The following is a 17,404-nucleotide window of genomic DNA, read 5'->3' on the forward strand; positions in this document are numbered from 1 at the left end:
ATGAGTGTAACTGCAATTTCGGTATGGAACAATTGTTTGGTGTTTATCCAAGATAACATTCAGCCGCAAGCATTCAAGACATGGTTCGAACCTATTAAGCCGGTCAAGCTTTCAGAAAATGCTTTAAGTATTCAAGTACCAAGTAAATTTTTTTACGAGTGGCTTGAGGAGCATTATGTGAAGCTTTTAAAAGTAGCCTTAACTAAAGAGTTGGGTGAAACCGCTAAATTAGTTTACATCATAAAGATGGAAAACACCTATGGGAATCGAGAACCATTCACTGAAAAAATTCCAAGTTCAAATAGGGCAACAATGAGCCCGCAAGAAATGGATGTGCCAATAAAATCTAAAAATCCTGAACTTAAGAATCCATTTGTGATTCCAGGAATTCGTAATATAAAAATTGAATCACAGCTAAATCCGAATTACAACTTCGATAATTTTTTAGAAGGTGATTCAAACCGATTAGCTCGTTCGGCAGGTATGGCTGTAGCCAATAAACCTGGAGGAACGTCTTTCAATCCCTTATTAGTTTTTGGAGGAGTCGGTTTAGGCAAAACACATTTAGCTCATGCTATTGGTGTTGAGATAAAAGATAAATATCCTGAACGTACAGTTCTTTATATTTCAGCTGAGAAATTTACACAACAATATATAGAGTCTGTTAAAAAGAATACACGAAATGATTTTATACATTTTTATCAATTAATTGATGTGTTAATTATTGATGATGTTCAATTTTTATCAGGCAAGTCGGGAACACAAGATGTGTTTTTCCATATCTTCAATCATTTGCACCAAAATGGCAAGCAGGTTATTTTAACTTCTGATAAAGCGCCTGTTGACATGCAAGATATTGAGCAACGTTTATTATCTAGATTTAAATGGGGCTTATCTGCAGAATTGCAAACGCCCGATTACGAAACGAGAATTTCTATTCTTAAGAATAAATTATATCGCGACGGTGTTGAAATGCCAGACGACATAATTGAATATGTAGCGAAACATATAAAATCTAATATTAGAGAACTTGAAGGCGCTATTATATCATTAATAGCACAATCGTCTTTTAACAAAAAAGAAGTTACTATAGAACTTGCTCAACAAGTGGTCGAGAAATTTGTTAAAAATACTAAGCGAGAGGTTTCAATAGATTATATACAGAAAGTAGTTTCTGATTATTTTGAAATGGATGTAGCTACTTTGCAATCGAAAACTAGAAAAAGACATATTGTACAAGCGAGGCAACTTGCAATGTTTTTCGCAAAAAAATATACTAAGGCATCTTTAGCAAGTATCGGTTCGCAAATAGGAAAACGCGATCACGCAACGGTATTGCATGCATGTAAAACTGTAGACAACCTTGCTGAAACTGATAAGCAATTCAGAAAATATATTGAAGACCTTACTAAAAAACTAACATAATTATTTTGACTCGCACTAACATATTAATGGTGTGTTTAGGAAATATATGCAGGTCACCTTTAGCTGAAGGCATCTTAAAAAATAAGGTGAATTCGGAAAAAGTATTTGTTGATTCTGCAGGAACTGGCGGCTATCATATAGGTTCAAAACCTGATAGCCGTTCTATTGAAATCGCCCACAAAAATGGGATAGATATTACCCACCAACGTTGTCGTAAATTTTCTCCAACTGATTTTCAGGATTTTGATGTTATTTATGTAATGGATAATAGTAACTATCAGAACATTATAAGCATTGCAAATTCTGAAGCTGATGTACAGAAGGTGAAATTACTTTTAGATGTATTAGATTATGGACCGGTAGAAGTACCTGATCCTTATTACGGCCAAAATGATGGTTTTAAAAATGTTTTTCATATGATTGATGAAGCATGCACTAAAATCGCTAGTGGTTTAAATTAACTGAATTAAATACATGGCTAAACCAAAAGATTACCCAGGCAGTTTATATTTAATACCTAGTGTTTTAGGCGATAACGAACCCCTAGAAGTACTGCCTATTTCGATAAAAGGAGCGATAGAAGCCATAGACTATTATATAGTTGAGAATGAAAAGTCTGCAAGAAGGTTTATAAAAAAAATTAGTCCCCGAAAATCACAAGCCAAATTAAATATTGAAACTCTCAATAAATTTACAGAGCCAGCAGCCATTCCTACTTTTTTAAAACCTTGTTTAGACGGTTATGATGTAGGCATAATTTCAGATGCAGGCTGTCCAGGAATTGCTGATCCAGGTGCCGATGTTGTAAAAATTGCTCATGAAAAAAATATAAAGGTCGTACCCATGGTTGGTCCATCATCTATATTATTAGCAATGATGGCCAGCGGATTTAATGGACAGAATTTTGCATTCAATGGGTATTTACCCATTGAAAATTCGGATCGTAAAAAAGCGATTAAAACTTTAGAACGAAATTCTAAAGAAATGCATCAGTCACAAATATTCATAGAAACACCCTATCGGAATGACAAGTTACTACAAGAGCTAATAAAGTCTTTAGCACCAAGCACCAAAATATGTATAGCCTGCGACATCACTTTGCCAACCGAACAAATTGCTACAAAAACAGTCTCAGATTGGAAACATACTAAATGGGAACTTCATAAAAGACCCGCAATATTTATTATTCACGCATAAAAAATTCCCTGATTACATGGCAGTACAATCAGGGAATTTGAATAAACTTAAATATTAATCTAAACTATTTTTTCGGTACTTTCGGATTTCTCACAGGCGAAACATGTGAAACATCATACCCAGAAAACTTACGCATGTAATGTTTCATGTTTGTACCATAACTATCTTCAAAATCTAGAGCACCATACGAACGTAAATACTTTTTTACATTTCCTGGTCCAGCTAAATGTGCCGCCGCTAGAATACCAGACTCAGTTACTTCTACTCCACCCATTCGTTTTCCTTGAAATCGAGCGATATCCTTTCTAAGAATCCACTTGTTACGAGCAATATTAGTTTGGAAAGCCTCTTCTTGCAATTCAGGATCATTTAAAAATCGAGTTGCATTGTAAACTCCCATTAACTGTAATGTGCCAATACCAAATTGGTATTTACCTAAATAACCCAATGTATTGGTTGTGAAGTAATTTCCTTGCGATTCTTTAAATGCTAAAGCTTCACGAAATCCAATAAATGAAGTTCCTAAAAATGGTGGTATTATAACCAACATATCGTATTTAGCTACCTCTTCTTTCGGGTACATAACAGCCGTTGGCTCCGTTACCCTTAGTTTTTCTGGGACTTTTACTTCCTTTGGCGTAAATCCATAACTCAATAAAACAAATACTACTACCAGAGGAATAACCCAATTAATCCACTTTTTCATAGTTCCCTACTTTTGTTAACCAGATTAAAAATCTTGATTAACTATGAACCTACAAAGATACGCCTCGAATTATCTGCGCACTTAAAGGCTTTGTTAAAATCCGGTAAATTTAGTTAATAAGTGCTAAAAATCGGCTGATTTACCTATCTATTGATTTTTTGAGCATTTATCCAACGGATATACTGCTCCTTATTTCGGCCATGCTGACCTAAACTTTTGGCAAATTTATGATAACCAAAATCTTCAACATTAGCCACCATGTATAAATAATCGTGATTTTCAGATGATAAAACAGCATCTATTGCCGATATGTCTGGCATAGCAATCGGTCCTGGAGGAAGACCTGCATATTTATAAGTATTATAAGGAGAATCAAGTTCTAAATCTTTATACAACACCCTTTTAATTACTAGGCTAAAATCCCCAGCATGTTGTTTTATAGCATAGATAACCGTTGGGTCAGCTTGTAACAACATTTTTTTTCGTAATCGATTTAAGTACAAACCAGCAACACGAGGCCTTTCATCTACCTTAGCTGTTTCTTTATGTACAATAGAAGCCAATGCTATAACCTCCATAGGAGTTAATCCTAATTTTTCAGCTTTGGCCTTTCGGTCATCATTCCAAAATCTATTATATTCGGTTACCATTCTATCCCTAAATTTTTCAGCAGATGTATTCCAAAAGAACTCATAACTATTAGGTATATACGGCACAATTTCATTTCCCTTATCAAAACCATTCTCCTGTAAAAACTCATCATCATTGAAAGCTTTTAACAAAGACATGCTATCTGCTTCTATTTGAGATGCTATGCGACCTGCTAATAATTCTAATGTTTCTTGATTATTAAAGGCAACTTTAACTGGTATATTACCACTACGTAATGCTCCAATAATCTCATTGTTGTTCATGCCTTTTTTTATAGCATACTTTCCGGCTTTTACATTTGTAGCGTAGCCTTTTCGATCAGCAGCTTGTTCAAAAGAATCTAAATCGTCCAATAATGGTAAAAGCATTTCTTTTACATCATTAAATGAATCATCAGATTTAATAAAAATAAATGCCTTTTCATTTTCAAATATAGTATTCGGGTTAAAAAATGCACCATACACTTTATAAGCGAAGAGTCCGCCACCTACTAGGCCAGCTAAAACGATAAACAACAGAATTTTCTTGATATACATTATTTATTAATCTTTTGAAATAATATTTCGTTTTTAAAACCATCATTGGAATAATTCCAATCTTTCTTCACTCCTACTTCTACAAAACCCATTTTTTTAAAAAGTTTAAGGCTTGACTGATTATCACTTGACACATTTGCGAACAATTGGTGTAAATTTAAAACCTCAAATGCATACTGACTCATTAATTCAATAGCTTCTGAACCGGAACCTTTATTGCGGTCTTCATCTTGTAAAATAACAATACCCATTCCTGCTCTTCGATTTTTTGGATCAAAATCGAACAAATCTATTAGACCTATAAGTTTTCCTGAATTTTCACAAACGCACAAACGAAGTTGCTTTACATCATAAATATCGCGATGAGCATTTTCTAAATAAAGTTTAAGTACTTGTTTTGAGTATGGTGTTATTGTGCCACTAACTTCCCAAATTTCAGAATTATTTTCGAGCTGGTATAAAAACTCAAGATCCGAAGGTTCTAATGCACGTAAATATATTTGGTCGCCTTTTAAAATCATAATTCGATAGAACCATTAAATACTTGAACAGCTGGACCAATTAACCAAATATTTTTATACCCCTCATTATCCTCTTCAAACCGAACCTCTAATTCTCCACCAAGAACTTTAATTGTTGCTTGGTTAGATATAAGTTTTTTTGATTGATGCATTGCCAAAGCTACTGCGGTAACTCCAGTTCCACAAGCAAGGGTTTCATCTTCAACACCTCTTTCATAAGTACGAACCTCAAAAAGGTTATCCGCTTTTTGTTCCACAAAATTTATATTGCTCCCTTTTTGTCCATAGAGGCCGTAACGTAATTTTTTTCCTTCTGAAAATACATCATAAGAAGCTACATCTGTAACTAATTGCACATGATGTGGAGATCCAGTATTTAAAAAATAATACTCCGGTTTTTGTCGAATTTCATTTACATCAATCATTTGCAAACTAACTTGACCATCTATAATTTCAGCTCGATGCAAACCATCAGTAGCCATAAAAGAAGTTTCATTTGCAATAATTCCTAAAAAATTAGCAAAGGCAACAATACAACGTCCTCCATTACCACACATGCTACTTTCATTTCCATCTGCATTATAATAGACCATTTTAAAATCTGTAGCCTCGTCATCCTCCAATAGTATAAGTCCATCTGCACCTACACCAAACTTTCTATCACAGAAACGTTCTACTAACCTCGTATCATCTTTTGGAAACTCGCCAGACCTATTATCCAATATGATAAAATCGTTGCCTGTACCTTGATATTTATAAAACTGAAATTGCATGAAATAAAATTGAAATACAAAGATATAGAACTTTATTAAGGTTTTTTTGGCAGTTAAAAAGTAGTTAAAGCAAATTTACCAAATCGTTAAAATGGGTAAATTTGTAGTACCAAATGAAATAATTGCAAATACTATGAAAAAAATTGGAAGTATGTTTTTGGTTTCGCTATGCGCAGGAGCCATTACATTAGGAGCTTATAAAATATTTTTTGAACAACCCAACATTTCCGTTGTAAGCGAAAGTGATGGGTTTAGTGCATTCAATACAAGTTTAATACCTACTTCTGCAAAGGGGTCTGGTATTAATGAAGTAGATTTTACTACAGCAGCAGAAACGACTGTACATGCAGTTGTTCACGTAAAAAATGTATCAGTAAGTACAGGTTCTAGCAGTATTCAGGAATTTTTCTATGGTTCAGGAGGGTCACAAAGAGCACAAGTTGGTACTGGATCAGGAGTAATTATTACTCCAGATGGATACATTGTAACCAATAACCATGTAATCAAAAATGCGAGCAAACTACAGGTTACCTTAAATAATAATAAGACCTATGATGCTGAATTAATTGGTGCGGACCCAAATTCGGATATCGCCTTAATCAAAATTGATTCGGATACTAAATTACCATATTTGGCATTTGGTGATTCTGATAACACTAAAATTGGTGAATGGGTTCTAGCGGTGGGCAACCCATTTAACCTAACCTCTACAGTTACTGCGGGTATAGTAAGTGCTAAAGCTAGAAATTTAGATCAAAGAAAGAACAATCAATCATTCATTCAGACCGACGCAGCTGTAAACCCAGGTAATAGTGGTGGCGCTTTGGTAAACACTAATGGAGATTTGATTGGCATTAATACTGCAATAAGCTCACAAACTGGATCTTATGTAGGGTATTCTTTCGCGGTACCTAGTAATATCGCTAAAAAAGTAGTTGAAGATATTATGGAGTATGGCAATGTTCAAAAAGGAATTATTGGTATTGTGCCAGTAATTATCAATACACCTTATGCCATAAAAAAAGGCATAAAAGATATAGAAGGAGTTTATATAGATGGAATTCTAGAGGATACAGGAGCTGCTGAAGCTGGTTTACTAGCTGGTGATATCATTAAGAAAATAGACCATTTAAAAGTAACAAAATATCCTGATTTAACAGGATACCTATCTACAAAAAGACCAGGTGACGAAGTAGAAGTCACCTATGAGCGTGATGGCGAAATGATTACCACTCCAATAATGTTAAAAAAACGGGAAAGAACTTTTCTACCAAATATGGGTATTGAAGTTAAAAATTTGAATAAAAAAACTAAGGAATTATATAATACGGAAAAAGGAGTGCTAATTATTGGCGTTCCAGAAACATACAGAGGTTATGGTCTTAAAGGCAAGGTAATGATTGCTGTAGACGATGAAGAAATTGACGATATTCAAGAAGCTAGAGATTTGTTTGGCGGTATTTCACAATATGGAAGAACAAGTATTACTTTATTGAATAAGAATGGAGAACGTGAGCGTTTAATATTCCAATAAAAGATTAAATATTAAATATTATTAGGCGTTCTTTTATAGAGCGCCTTTTTTATTACCAAAGGTTTTAGCCTGCGCTCTGAAATATATATTTTTGCATTCAACTTTCACCTCTAACTTAACAACATGGCTTCTGTAAAATCTTACGAAAAAGAATTAGCATTTCAAGCCGATCGGCGAAAAGCAACCACAGAATTTATAAAAATAACCAACGATCTTTGGTATGACAAAGCTATTGAAATTGTCATTTTTAAAAATCAGGTTATAGATAAAAACGTAAGCGACATCATTAATCTTCATGAATACGCTGGCGAATTTGTACAAAAACCAATTTCTATTTTTGATTCTGTAGAATTATTAAGAGCTATAAACGATATAAAACTACCGCCGTCAAAACTTGACATAGGTAAACTCACGTACGAATATCATTCTGACGAGAACAATTACGAGGATGTTACCTCTTTTGTAATAAACAAGTTAGAAGACTCGAAAAAAACTAAAAATATTGAACCAAAAGATGTAGTTCTATATGGTTTTGGCAGAATAGGTAGACTTTTGGCACGTGAATTAATGGTCAAAACTGGTAAGGGAAATCAACTACGATTAAGAGCAATAGTACTTCGAGGTACTTTAAATGCAGATATTTTGGAAAAAAGAGCTGCCCTTTTACGAACAGATTCTGTACATGGTCAATTCTTGGGTACGGTTGATATTGATATCGAAGCAAAAGCACTTATTATTAATGGCACTACCGTACATATTATAAATGCCAATGAACCTGAAGAAATTGATTACACAAAATACAGCATCCAAAAGGCATTAGTAATAGACAATACAGGTGCTTTCAGAACAAAGACCGAACTAGAAAGACATTTAAAATCTAAAGGTGCTGAAAAAGTATTATTAACCGCTCCAGGGAAAGAGGTACCGAATATAGTACATGGCGTAAACCATTTGGAATTTGACCCGGATAAAACCTTAATCTATTCAGCCGCCTCCTGTACAACTAATGCCATCACTCCTATTCTAAAAGTTGTAGACGATTCTTTAGGTATTATCAAAGGACATCTCGAAACTATACACGCCTATACCAATGACCAAAACCTTGTTGACAATATGCATGGTAAATACAGAAGAGGACGTGCTGCAGCATTAAATATGGTTATTACGGAAACGGGAGCCGGTGAAGCAGTTGCTAAAGCCCTACCTGCACTTAAAGGCAAATTAACATCCAATGCTATTCGCGTGCCCGTACCAAATGGTTCATTAGCAATTTTGAATCTAGAAATTAAAAACGAAACATCACTTTCAAGTATAAATACTATTTTAAAGAAATATGCGCTAGAAGGAGATTTAGTAGAACAAATTAAATATTCGTTAAGCAAAGAAATGGTTTCTTCAGATATTGTTGGCACATCGGCACCATCAATTTATGATAGCAAAGCAACAATTGTTACAAAAAACGGAAAAAACATAATTCTATATATATGGTATGATAATGAATATGGATATTCGCATCAGGTTATTCGTTTGGCCAAATATATTGCCAAAGTTAGAAGATACACCTATTATTAATAAGGTATACTTCGCAAAGTTTAAAGAGTTTAAACTAAGCTAATTATCAATTTTTTTTCTTAATTGATATTATTCAATTACTTTAGTCGTTCTCTAAATCAAGATAATTAATATTTAAGACCTATTTTCGAAATGAAAGGTGATAAAATTTTTACTTTAATAGTAGTATTATGCGCGTTTAACCTACAATATGCGCAGGACTCTGAAGACGATAATTTATCTTTAGACAAAGGAACTGTTGATAGTCAATTTGAATATATTGTTAAAAAGTCGGGCAACTTTAAGGGTGTAAATGGTGCACGTTACGAGGCTGTTCGTTCTTTAAATTTGGACAAATTACGAAAAAACGTAAATGACACTTTAAAAGCACAGTATACAAATGCAGCAGCGTTGCAAGCTACAATCTCTGGGCATGAATCTACTATAGAATCGCTAAACAAGAAATTGGAAGAGACAACTACAAACCTTTCCGCAGTAACCGAAGAAAAGGATTCAATGTCGTTCTTAGGTATTCTTGTTTCCAAAATAACTTACAATACAATTTTGTGGTCTATTATAGCTGGTTTATTAGGTTTCATGTTATTCTTCATGTATAAATTCAGAAATAGCAATATTCTTACTCAAGAAGCTAAAACCAATTTATCGGAATTAGAAACTGAATATGAAGACCATAGACGCCGTGCATTAGAACGAGAGCAAAAAATAAGCAGGCAGCTGCAAGACGAAATAAATAAATACAAGAAAACAAAATAATTCAAAGCTCCGTTAGGAGCTTTTTTTATAACACATGGTTACAGTTTCAAAAGCAAATATTACCAATTTAAAAGAGGTGGCATTATTATTTGATGCCTACCGTGTGTTCTACAATCAAGAAACTAATATAGCAGCAGCAAAACAATTTCTTTTTGAAAGAATATCAAATAATCAGTCGGTGGTACTAATAGCTACAATAGACAACAAAGCGGTGGGCTTTACGCAATTGTACACAACGTATTCCTCAGTTTCTTTACAACCTACATACATTCTTAACGATTTATATGTTGATGAAGAATTTCGAAAAAAAGGAATTGGAGAATCACTTTTGAATGAGGCTAAAAAAATATGTCTCGCAAATAATTATAAAGGATTAGCATTAGAAACAGCTTTTGATAACCCTGCACAACACCTCTACGAAAAATTAGGTTGGACAAAAGACTCCGGCTATTTTCACTACTTTTGGTCAGCTAAATAATTATAGACTTTTTAAGGTAATCTAAATGAACGCTTGGCTAAAAGAAGTAGAATTAATTGGAGATCTAGTTAAACTTGAACCACTAAAGGCCTCACACAAAGAAGCGTTGTTAGCCGCTGCTTGTGACGGCGAATTGTGGAACTTATGGTATACATGGGTGCCTTCTGAAAAGGATATCGATTCTTTTATTGATATAGCACTCTCGCAAAGAGCGAATAATATTGCACTTCCATTTGTGGTAGTTGATTTAAAAACGAATACAGTTATCGGCACCACTCGTTTCATGAATGTAGATCCTCAAAATAGAAGGCTAGAAATCGGTTCTACATGGTACGCTGCAAGTTCGCAACGAACCGGAATAAATACCGAATGTAAATACCTATTACTTAAACATGCTTTTGAAAATTTGAATTGTATTGCTGTCGAATTCAGAACAAACTGGTTTAATTATAAATCTAGAAATGCAATTTTAAGAATTGGCGCGAAACAAGATGGTGTACTAAGAAACCATAGAGTTGATGCTAAAGGAATATTGCGAGATACTGTAGTGTTTTCAATTATTAATATGGAGTGGCCAGTTATTGAAAAGTCTTTGAAATATGAAATCGACAAATACAAGTAAATAGACAAATGCGAATCGATATAATAACAGTACTACCAGAATTACTCAAGAGTCCGTTTGAAGCCTCAATTTTAAAAAGGTCGATTGACAAAGGTTTGGTGGAAGTCCATTTTCACAATTTGCGTGATTATACCGACAAAAGCTATAATCAGGTTGACGACTATCAATTTGGTGGTGGAGCCGGTATGGTATTAATGATTGAGCCAATCGATAAATGCATTACTCAATTAAAGTCAGAACGATCATATGATGAAGTAATTTATATGACCCCAGATGGTGAGACATTAAATCAGAAAATGGCCAATAGTATTTCATTATTAGATAATATTATAATTCTCTGTGGACATTACAAGGGAGTTGATCATCGTGTTCGAGACGCTTTCATAACCAAAGAAATTTCAGTAGGCGATTATGTTTTATCAGGCGGTGAATTAGGAGCTGCTATTTTAGCAGATGCTGTAATACGCTTAATACCAGGAGTTTTAAGCAATGAAACATCTGCATTAACAGATACTTTTCAAGATGATTTATTAGCTCCACCTGTATATACTCGACCTGCTAAATACAAGGGAATGGCGGTTCCAGATGTATTATTAAGTGGTAATTTTCCAAAAATAGAAGCTTGGCGAGAAGAACAAGCTCAAAAACGAACTGAGGAAATTAGACCAGATTTATTAAAGTAACTAGGCCTAGCTATATTAGATATAAAGAAAATTCCTCATTTATTTCTTGTAGTTTCTAATTTTAGAACTATTTTTGCATCCTCATTAACCAACCTCTGACGAAATACGTGTATGTTGGCTAAGATATAATCCTAAATTAAAGCAATGGATTCATTAATAAAATTTGTAGAAGACGAGTTTGTTTCTAAAAAGGAATTTGCAGAGTTTTCAGCTGGTGATACTATCACTGTTTATTACGAAATTAAAGAAGGTGATAAAAAACGTACGCAGTTCTTTAAAGGTACTGTTATACAAAGACGTGGCTCAGGAGCTACTGAAACTTTCACTATTCGCAAAATGTCTGGTACTGTTGGGGTTGAACGTATCTTCCCAGTAAATATGCCTGCATTACAAAAAGTAGAAATTAATAAGAAAGGTAAAGTACGTAGAGCTCGTATTTTCTACTTCAGAGGTCTTACTGGTAAGAAAGCAAGAATTAAAGAAGTACGGTCTTAATAACTACACCGAAACTATAATACAAATCCTGTTGCGCAATTGTGTAACAGGATTTTTCAGTTTTCAACAATTGTTAATTACTATAGTTCATAACCTGTTGATTATTAATTTGTTAAATATCTTGGTGAAACGAGAGATATTTACTACATTTAAATGTGATTGAAAAACAAGCCTGTCGATGGTTTGTTGGAAAATCACTATAAAGTTTACGTTCTTTATATTGTTTTCTAATTTCAGTAATTAATAGATATTAGTATCAATTAAAAATGAAATGAGTATTGATTCTGAAAGCTGTGGCTTTTTGACAATTGATATGAATACAGTAATAGTTTGCATTCAAACTTGTTTGGATATAAAATATTAAGGTATAAAGATTACAAGAAGAAATGCATTTAAGTTGCTTGGTTCTATAATTAAGAACTTTTGTATTTTAAACGTTGACATAGTTCGGTAAATGCAATCATTGGTTGCCTTTCGTATGAATACGGAAAAGAATGTTTACCAACTATCTCAAAAAAACCCAAAACAATGTATTATTACAATGTTTTGGGTTTTCTATTTGATAGCCACTGTTATTAAAATGACACAAAAACTGGTATTGAATTACCAATCTTACATTTTAATATAAAAGTGTTTGATATTGACATCTATAGGTGTTTTCTGCACATTTAAAATCGTATATTTGCTCCGCTTAAAACAAAACTTCATTTACGAATGCCAAAAATTTTATACACTCAGACCGACGAGGCACCAGCTTTGGCGACTCAATCTTTTCTACCAATAGTTAAAGCCTTTACTAAATCTTCTGGAATAGAAGTTGAAACAAAAGATATTTCTTTGGCTGGTAGAATTATTGCCACTTTTAATGATTTTCTAAAAGAAGACCAAAAACAAAGGGATGACTTAGCTGTTTTAGGTGCCGCTGCCAAAACAGCAGATGCAACTATAATTAAACTTCCTAATATTAGCGCTTCTATACCACAATTGAAGGAGGCCATTGAAGAACTTCAGCAAAAAGGATATGCAGTTCCTAATTATCCCGATGAGCCTAAAAATGATGATGAAAAAGAAATCAAACTTAGGTACGATAAAATAAAAGGAAGTGCAGTAAATCCAGTATTACGCGAAGGTAATTCTGACCGACGAGCTCCTAAAGCGGTAAAAAACTACGCCAAAAAGAATCCACATTCAATGGGCGCCTGGAGTCCAGATTCTAAAACTCATGTTTCAACAATGGGGGCTGGCGATTTTCAAGCAAACGAAAAATCTATTACCATACCAACTGCAACTGAAATTGAAATAATTTTAGACGCCAAAGATGGTAGCAAACAGGTGTTGAAAGACAGCCTTAAATTGCTTGATGGAGAAATAATAGACGCAACAGTATTGAGTAAAAAAGCTTTAATAGCCTTTTTACAAGAGCAAGTTAAAGACGCTGCAGAAAAAGGCGTATTGTTCTCATTACATATGAAAGCAACCATGATGAAGGTTTCAGACCCTATCATTTTCGGTCATGCTGTAGAAGTTTATTTTGCTGATGTCTTTAAAAAACATAGCGATACTTTTGAATCTTTAGGCATTAATTCAAATAATGGATTGGAAACACTTCTCACTAAACTTGAGAGCCTTCCTGCTGATAAAAAGAGTGAAATTAAAGCAGATATAGCCGCAGCTATAGAAAATGGTCCGGATTTAGCGATGGTAAACTCTGATAAAGGTATTACCAATTTGCATGTTCCAAGTGATATAATTATTGACGCATCAATGCCGGCAATGATTAGAAATTCTGGTCAAATGTGGAATGCTGCCGGAAAAGCACAAGACACTAAAGCAGTAATTCCAGATAGTAGTTATGCTGGCATTTACATTGCCACCATAGAATTCTGTAAAGAACATGGTGCTTTTGACCCAACAACAATGGGTACTGTACCAAATGTTGGGCTAATGGCTCAAAAAGCTGAGGAATATGGTTCACACGATAAAACGTTTGAAATTTCTACGGCAGGTACGGTAAATGTTATTGATAAAAACTCGGGTAAAGTATTACTTTCTCATGAAGTTGAAGAAGGTGATATCTGGAGAATGTGTCAAGTAAAAGACGCTCCAATAGAAGATTGGATAAAATTAGCGGTCACAAGAGCTAGGGCATCTGAAACGCCAGCCGTTTTTTGGTTGGATGAAAATCGTGCTCACGATGCAGAATTAATTAAAAAAGTAAACAAATACTTGCCGCAGCATGATACCAGTGGACTGGATATTCGTATTCTTTCACCTATTGATGCGACTTATTTCACACTAGCCCGACTTAAAGATGGTAAAGACACCATATCTGTATCTGGTAATGTTTTAAGAGATTACCTTACAGATCTTTTCCCAATTCTTGAAGTTGGAACAAGTGCCAAAATGTTATCTATTGTTCCTTTAATGAATGGTGGCGGACTTTTTGAAACTGGTGCTGGTGGTTCAGCTCCAAAACATGTTCAGCAATTTTTAGAAGAAGGACATTTACGTTGGGATTCTCTAGGAGAATTTTTAGCACTTGGTGTTGCTTTGGACTTCTATGGTGAGAAATTTGATAATAAAAAGGCACGCATTTTAGGTGAAGCATTAGATGCAGGAACCGAAAAGTTTCTACTAAATGATAAATCTCCATCAAGAAAGGTAAATGAGTTAGATACTAGAGGAAGTCATTTTTATTTAGCAATGTATTGGGCTGAAGCAATAGCTAGCCAGAATGAGGATGCTGATCTAAAGAAAACTTTTTCGAAGGTAGCCGAAGCATTAAAAGCTAATGAAGATAAAATTGTTGCGGAATTAATTGATGCTCAAGGTAAAGAGCAAAATATAGATGGGTACTATAAACCTTCTGATAGCTTGCGCTCATCTGCAATGAGACCAAGTGCTACATTTAATTCTATTTTAAGTAATATATAATTAAATCTTATTAAGTTATACTAAAGACCTTCATCGTTAAGATGAAGGTCTTTTTGGTTTTAATTATTATCATTTTTCCACATGGAATATATAATCATTAGTTTTATATAAAATTGCTTCCCATATGAAACGATTGCCCCTGTTCGCTTCCTTTTTTATTTTTCTTTTCTCTATAATAACTTATGGTCAGCAGAAATTTACTTTAAGTGGCACAATTTCAGAGGCTTCAAGTAACGAAACGCTTATTGGTGTAACCATTGTTATTCCTGAATTATCTACAGGGGTAACTACAAACGAATATGGTTTTTACTCCATTACTTTGCCTGAAGGCACGTACAAGTTAAGCGTTAGCTATCTAGGTTTTCAAGAGATAATAGAAGAAATAACTTTATCTGAAAATAGAAAATTAAATTTTCAGATGGTAGAATCTGCAGAAGCTCTTGCTGAAGTTGTCGTAACCGAGAATATTGAAAAACTTGATATTCATAAACCCCAAATGAGTGTTAACTCGTTAAAAGTTGAAACCATAAAGAAAATACCTGTTATTTTAGGTGAAGCCGATGTAATTAAGGCAATTTTATTGTTGCCTGGTGTTACCAATGCCGGTGAAGGTTCTTCTGGCTTTAATGTACGTGGAGGCTCGGCAGATCAAAATCTAATTCTTTTAGATGAAGCCACTATTTTTAATTCTTCGCACTTATTCGGATTCTTTTCGGTATTTAATCCTGATGCTATAAAGGACATTAAACTATATAAAGGTGGCATTCCTGCAAGATATGGCGGTAGAGTTTCTTCGGTTTTAGATATTTTTCAGAAAGAAGGAAATAGCAAACAGATTAAAGTTAATGGCGGAATTGGCGCTGTAGCCAGCCGGCTATTAATTGAAGGGCCAATAGAAAAGAACAAAGCTGCTTTTTTAGTAGGCGGTAGAGGTTCGTATGCACATTTATTTTTACCACTCTTTGATGTAGATAACTCTGCTTATTTCTATGATTTAAATACCAAGTTAAGCTATAATATTAATGAGAATAATAGCATTTTCCTTTCTGGTTATTTCGGAAGAGATGTATTTAGTATCTCCGAGAGTTTTGTAAACACTTACGGAAATGCTGTCGGTAATTTTAGATGGAACCACTTATTTTCTGATAAATTGTTTTCAAATTTATCATTAATCTACTCTGATTACTATTATGGTTTAAAATTAGATTTCGTTGGATTTAATTGGAATTCAGGCATTCAAAACTTCAATATTAAGTATGATTTAAAACATTATAGTAGTGATAAGCTTCAAATAAACTATGGCATCAATAATATATATTATCAATTTAATCCAGGTAAAATTGAGCCAAGCAATACTGATTCTGGAATTGTTGAGGAACAGCTCATTCAAAAATATGCGAATGAATTTGCTGCATACATTGATATAGAGCATGATATCACTGAAAATTTAAGTTTAGAATATGGTTTGCGTTTCAGTAATTTCATACGTCTAGGTCAAGAAGAAATAAATATATACGAGAATAATAATCCTATTACTTTCGACCCACAGACCTTAGTCTATAGTGAAGCTACACCCATTGCCACCGATAATCCAGGTAGAAAAAGCAGCTTAGCTACTTTCAATAATTTCGAACCTCGCTTATCAGCCTCTTATATTCTTAACGACAATACATCAATTAAAGCTAGCTACACACGTTTGGCACAGTACCTTCACCTAATTTCAAACACAAGCTCCCCTACTCCATTAGATGTTTGGACACCTAGTGGCCCCTTTACCAAACCACAATTACTTGACCAATATGCCTTGGGATATTTTCAAAGTTTGCAAAACGGAGATTATTCTATAGAAACCGAGGTTTTTTATAAAGACATTCAAAATAGAATAGACTATATAGACGGAGCAAACTTAATTGCCAATGATGCTATTGAACAAGTTATTCTAAATGGAAAGGCTAGAGCTTACGGTCTTGAATTATTACTGCGGAAAAACGAAGGTAAATTTCAAGGATGGTTAGCCTATACACTTTCAAAATCTGAACAACAAACACCAGGTAGAACATCAACTGCAGCTATTCAAAGGTCGGAACTTGAAACAGGTATTAATTATGGAAATTGGTATAACACCCCTTTTGATAAAACTCATGATATTTCCCTTTTTGGCAGTTATGAACTTAACGATAAATGGACGTTTAATTCAACCTTTGTATACCAAACTGGTCAGCCCACGAACTACCCTATCGGTCAATTTAACTTTCAAGGCTTAGCTGTGCCATATTACGGTTTACGTAATAGTGAACGACTACCCGATTATAACCGAATGGATGTATCAGCTACTTTAACTCCGAGAAAAAATAAAAATAGAAATTGGAAAGCAGAGTGGGTTTTTAGCATTTATAATGTATACAATCGTAGAAACGCAGCCTCAATAAATTTTAGCAGAAATCAAGATACAGGCATAAACGAAGCTGTTCGAACTTCAATTTTTGGCGTTGTACCAGCCGTAACCTATAATTTCAATTTCTAG

16 protein-coding genes are annotated in these 17,404 nt (G+C 34.0%); 12 read left to right on the plus strand and 4 right to left on the minus strand.

Annotated features, from left to right (window positions below; translation table 11 throughout):
* Genes dnaA through UH7x_RS00015 form a run of 3 tightly spaced genes read left to right on the plus strand, consistent with a single transcriptional unit; the run spans window position 1 to window position 2,622 of the window.
* On the plus strand, window positions 1–1,425 hold the full coding sequence (gene dnaA / locus UH7x_RS00005; protein WP_153754978.1) for a chromosomal replication initiator protein DnaA: 1,425 nt from the start codon (window positions 1–3) through the stop codon (window positions 1,423–1,425).
* A gap of 26 nt (window positions 1,426–1,451) precedes the next feature.
* Complete coding sequence (locus UH7x_RS00010; protein ID WP_482363633.1) at window positions 1,452–1,886, plus strand: low molecular weight protein-tyrosine-phosphatase; 435 nt, start codon at window positions 1,452–1,454, stop codon at window positions 1,884–1,886.
* 13 nt (window positions 1,887–1,899) lie between these two features.
* Window positions 1,900–2,622, plus strand: a complete 723-nt coding sequence (locus tag UH7x_RS00015) for an SAM-dependent methyltransferase (RefSeq protein WP_482361673.1) — start codon at window positions 1,900–1,902, stop codon at window positions 2,620–2,622.
* Window positions 2,623–2,686: 64 nt separating this feature from the next.
* On the opposite strand, the gene UH7x_RS00020 is transcribed toward UH7x_RS00015, so the two are convergent.
* The 4 genes from UH7x_RS00020 to dapF form a co-directional block, all read right to left on the minus strand.
* Complete coding sequence (locus UH7x_RS00020; protein WP_482361674.1) at window positions 2,687–3,328, minus strand: hypothetical protein; 642 nt, start codon at window positions 3,326–3,328, stop codon at window positions 2,687–2,689.
* Window positions 3,329–3,471: 143 nt separating this feature from the next.
* On the minus strand, window positions 3,472–4,515 hold the full coding sequence (mltG, locus tag UH7x_RS00025) for an endolytic transglycosylase MltG (RefSeq protein WP_482361675.1): 1,044 nt from the start codon (window positions 4,513–4,515) through the stop codon (window positions 3,472–3,474).
* The gene (locus UH7x_RS00030) at window positions 4,515–5,039 is read right to left on the minus strand and encodes a GNAT family N-acetyltransferase (RefSeq protein WP_482363634.1); all 525 of its coding nucleotides are present in this window, start codon (window positions 5,037–5,039) and stop codon (window positions 4,515–4,517) included. Before UH7x_RS00030 ends, mltG begins: the two co-directional genes overlap by 1 nt.
* Window positions 5,033–5,809 (minus strand): diaminopimelate epimerase, encoded by a 777-nt coding sequence (gene dapF / locus UH7x_RS00035; RefSeq protein ID WP_482361676.1) that lies wholly within the window; start codon window positions 5,807–5,809, stop codon window positions 5,033–5,035. The genes UH7x_RS00030 and dapF overlap by 7 nt, the downstream gene beginning before the upstream one ends.
* Window positions 5,810–5,942: 133 nt before the next feature.
* Here dapF and UH7x_RS00040 point away from each other — a divergent pair, with 133 nt between their 5' ends.
* From UH7x_RS00040 to UH7x_RS00080, 9 genes are all read left to right on the plus strand, one after another.
* Window positions 5,943–7,343 carry a S1C family serine protease gene (locus tag UH7x_RS00040; protein WP_482363635.1) on the plus strand — a complete coding sequence of 467 codons (1,401 nt, stop codon included), beginning with the start codon at window positions 5,943–5,945 and terminating at the stop codon, window positions 7,341–7,343.
* 123 nt (window positions 7,344–7,466) lie between these two features.
* Window positions 7,467–8,915, plus strand: coding sequence for a glyceraldehyde-3-phosphate dehydrogenase (locus UH7x_RS00045; RefSeq protein WP_482361677.1), 1,449 nt, complete (start codon window positions 7,467–7,469; stop codon window positions 8,913–8,915).
* Between the two features lie 132 nt (window positions 8,916–9,047).
* A complete protein-coding gene (locus UH7x_RS00050) occupies window positions 9,048–9,668 on the plus strand; it encodes a tRNA (guanine-N1)-methyltransferase (protein ID WP_482361678.1) in 621 nt (206 codons plus the stop codon).
* Window positions 9,669–9,702: 34 nt separating this feature from the next.
* The gene (locus UH7x_RS00055; RefSeq protein ID WP_482361679.1) at window positions 9,703–10,146 is read left to right on the plus strand and encodes a GNAT family N-acetyltransferase; all 444 of its coding nucleotides are present in this window, start codon (window positions 9,703–9,705) and stop codon (window positions 10,144–10,146) included.
* 25 nt (window positions 10,147–10,171) lie between these two features.
* Entirely contained in the window at window positions 10,172–10,768 is a 597-nt protein-coding gene (locus UH7x_RS00060) for a GNAT family N-acetyltransferase (protein ID WP_482361680.1), read from the plus strand.
* An 8-nt stretch (window positions 10,769–10,776) separates the two neighbouring features.
* Window positions 10,777–11,451 carry a tRNA (guanosine(37)-N1)-methyltransferase TrmD gene (trmD, locus tag UH7x_RS00065; RefSeq protein ID WP_482361681.1) on the plus strand — a complete coding sequence of 225 codons (675 nt, stop codon included), beginning with the start codon at window positions 10,777–10,779 and terminating at the stop codon, window positions 11,449–11,451.
* A 144-nt stretch (window positions 11,452–11,595) separates the two neighbouring features.
* Window positions 11,596–11,946, plus strand: coding sequence for a 50S ribosomal protein L19 (gene rplS / locus UH7x_RS00070; RefSeq protein WP_482361682.1), 351 nt, complete (start codon window positions 11,596–11,598; stop codon window positions 11,944–11,946).
* A gap of 714 nt (window positions 11,947–12,660) precedes the next feature.
* Entirely contained in the window at window positions 12,661–14,880 is a 2,220-nt protein-coding gene (locus UH7x_RS00075; protein WP_482361683.1) for an NADP-dependent isocitrate dehydrogenase, read from the plus strand.
* A gap of 124 nt (window positions 14,881–15,004) precedes the next feature.
* Window positions 15,005–17,404, plus strand: coding sequence for a TonB-dependent receptor (locus UH7x_RS00080; RefSeq protein WP_482361684.1), 2,400 nt, complete (start codon window positions 15,005–15,007; stop codon window positions 17,402–17,404).

It is taken from the genome of Aurantibacter sp. UH7 (assembly GCF_056839165.1).

Bases quoted from the DNA above. Each gene is read 5' to 3' on its own strand.
- UH7x_RS00080 (WP_482361684.1), top strand. From the start codon at position 15,005: ATGAAACGATTGCCCCTGTTCGCTTCCTTTTTTATTTTTCTTTTCTCT.
- UH7x_RS00040 (WP_482363635.1), top strand. From the start codon at position 5,943: ATGAAAAAAATTGGAAGTATGTTTTTGGTTTCGCTATGCGCAGGAGCC.
- rplS (WP_482361682.1), top strand. From the start codon at position 11,596: ATGGATTCATTAATAAAATTTGTAGAAGACGAGTTTGTTTCTAAAAAG.
- dapF (WP_482361676.1), bottom strand. From the start codon at position 5,809: ATGCAATTTCAGTTTTATAAATATCAAGGTACAGGCAACGATTTTATC.
- UH7x_RS00060 (WP_482361680.1), top strand. From the start codon at position 10,172: ATGAACGCTTGGCTAAAAGAAGTAGAATTAATTGGAGATCTAGTTAAA.
- mltG (WP_482361675.1), bottom strand. From the start codon at position 4,515: ATGTATATCAAGAAAATTCTGTTGTTTATCGTTTTAGCTGGCCTAGTA.
- UH7x_RS00045 (WP_482361677.1), top strand. From the start codon at position 7,467: ATGGCTTCTGTAAAATCTTACGAAAAAGAATTAGCATTTCAAGCCGAT.
- UH7x_RS00050 (WP_482361678.1), top strand. From the start codon at position 9,048: ATGAAAGGTGATAAAATTTTTACTTTAATAGTAGTATTATGCGCGTTT.
- UH7x_RS00010 (WP_482363633.1), top strand. From the start codon at position 1,452: ATGGTGTGTTTAGGAAATATATGCAGGTCACCTTTAGCTGAAGGCATC.
- dnaA (WP_153754978.1), top strand. From the start codon at position 1: ATGAGTGTAACTGCAATTTCGGTATGGAACAATTGTTTGGTGTTTATC.
- UH7x_RS00075 (WP_482361683.1), top strand. From the start codon at position 12,661: ATGCCAAAAATTTTATACACTCAGACCGACGAGGCACCAGCTTTGGCG.
- UH7x_RS00015 (WP_482361673.1), top strand. From the start codon at position 1,900: ATGGCTAAACCAAAAGATTACCCAGGCAGTTTATATTTAATACCTAGT.
- UH7x_RS00020 (WP_482361674.1), bottom strand. From the start codon at position 3,328: ATGAAAAAGTGGATTAATTGGGTTATTCCTCTGGTAGTAGTATTTGTT.
- trmD (WP_482361681.1), top strand. From the start codon at position 10,777: ATGCGAATCGATATAATAACAGTACTACCAGAATTACTCAAGAGTCCG.
- UH7x_RS00055 (WP_482361679.1), top strand. From the start codon at position 9,703: ATGGTTACAGTTTCAAAAGCAAATATTACCAATTTAAAAGAGGTGGCA.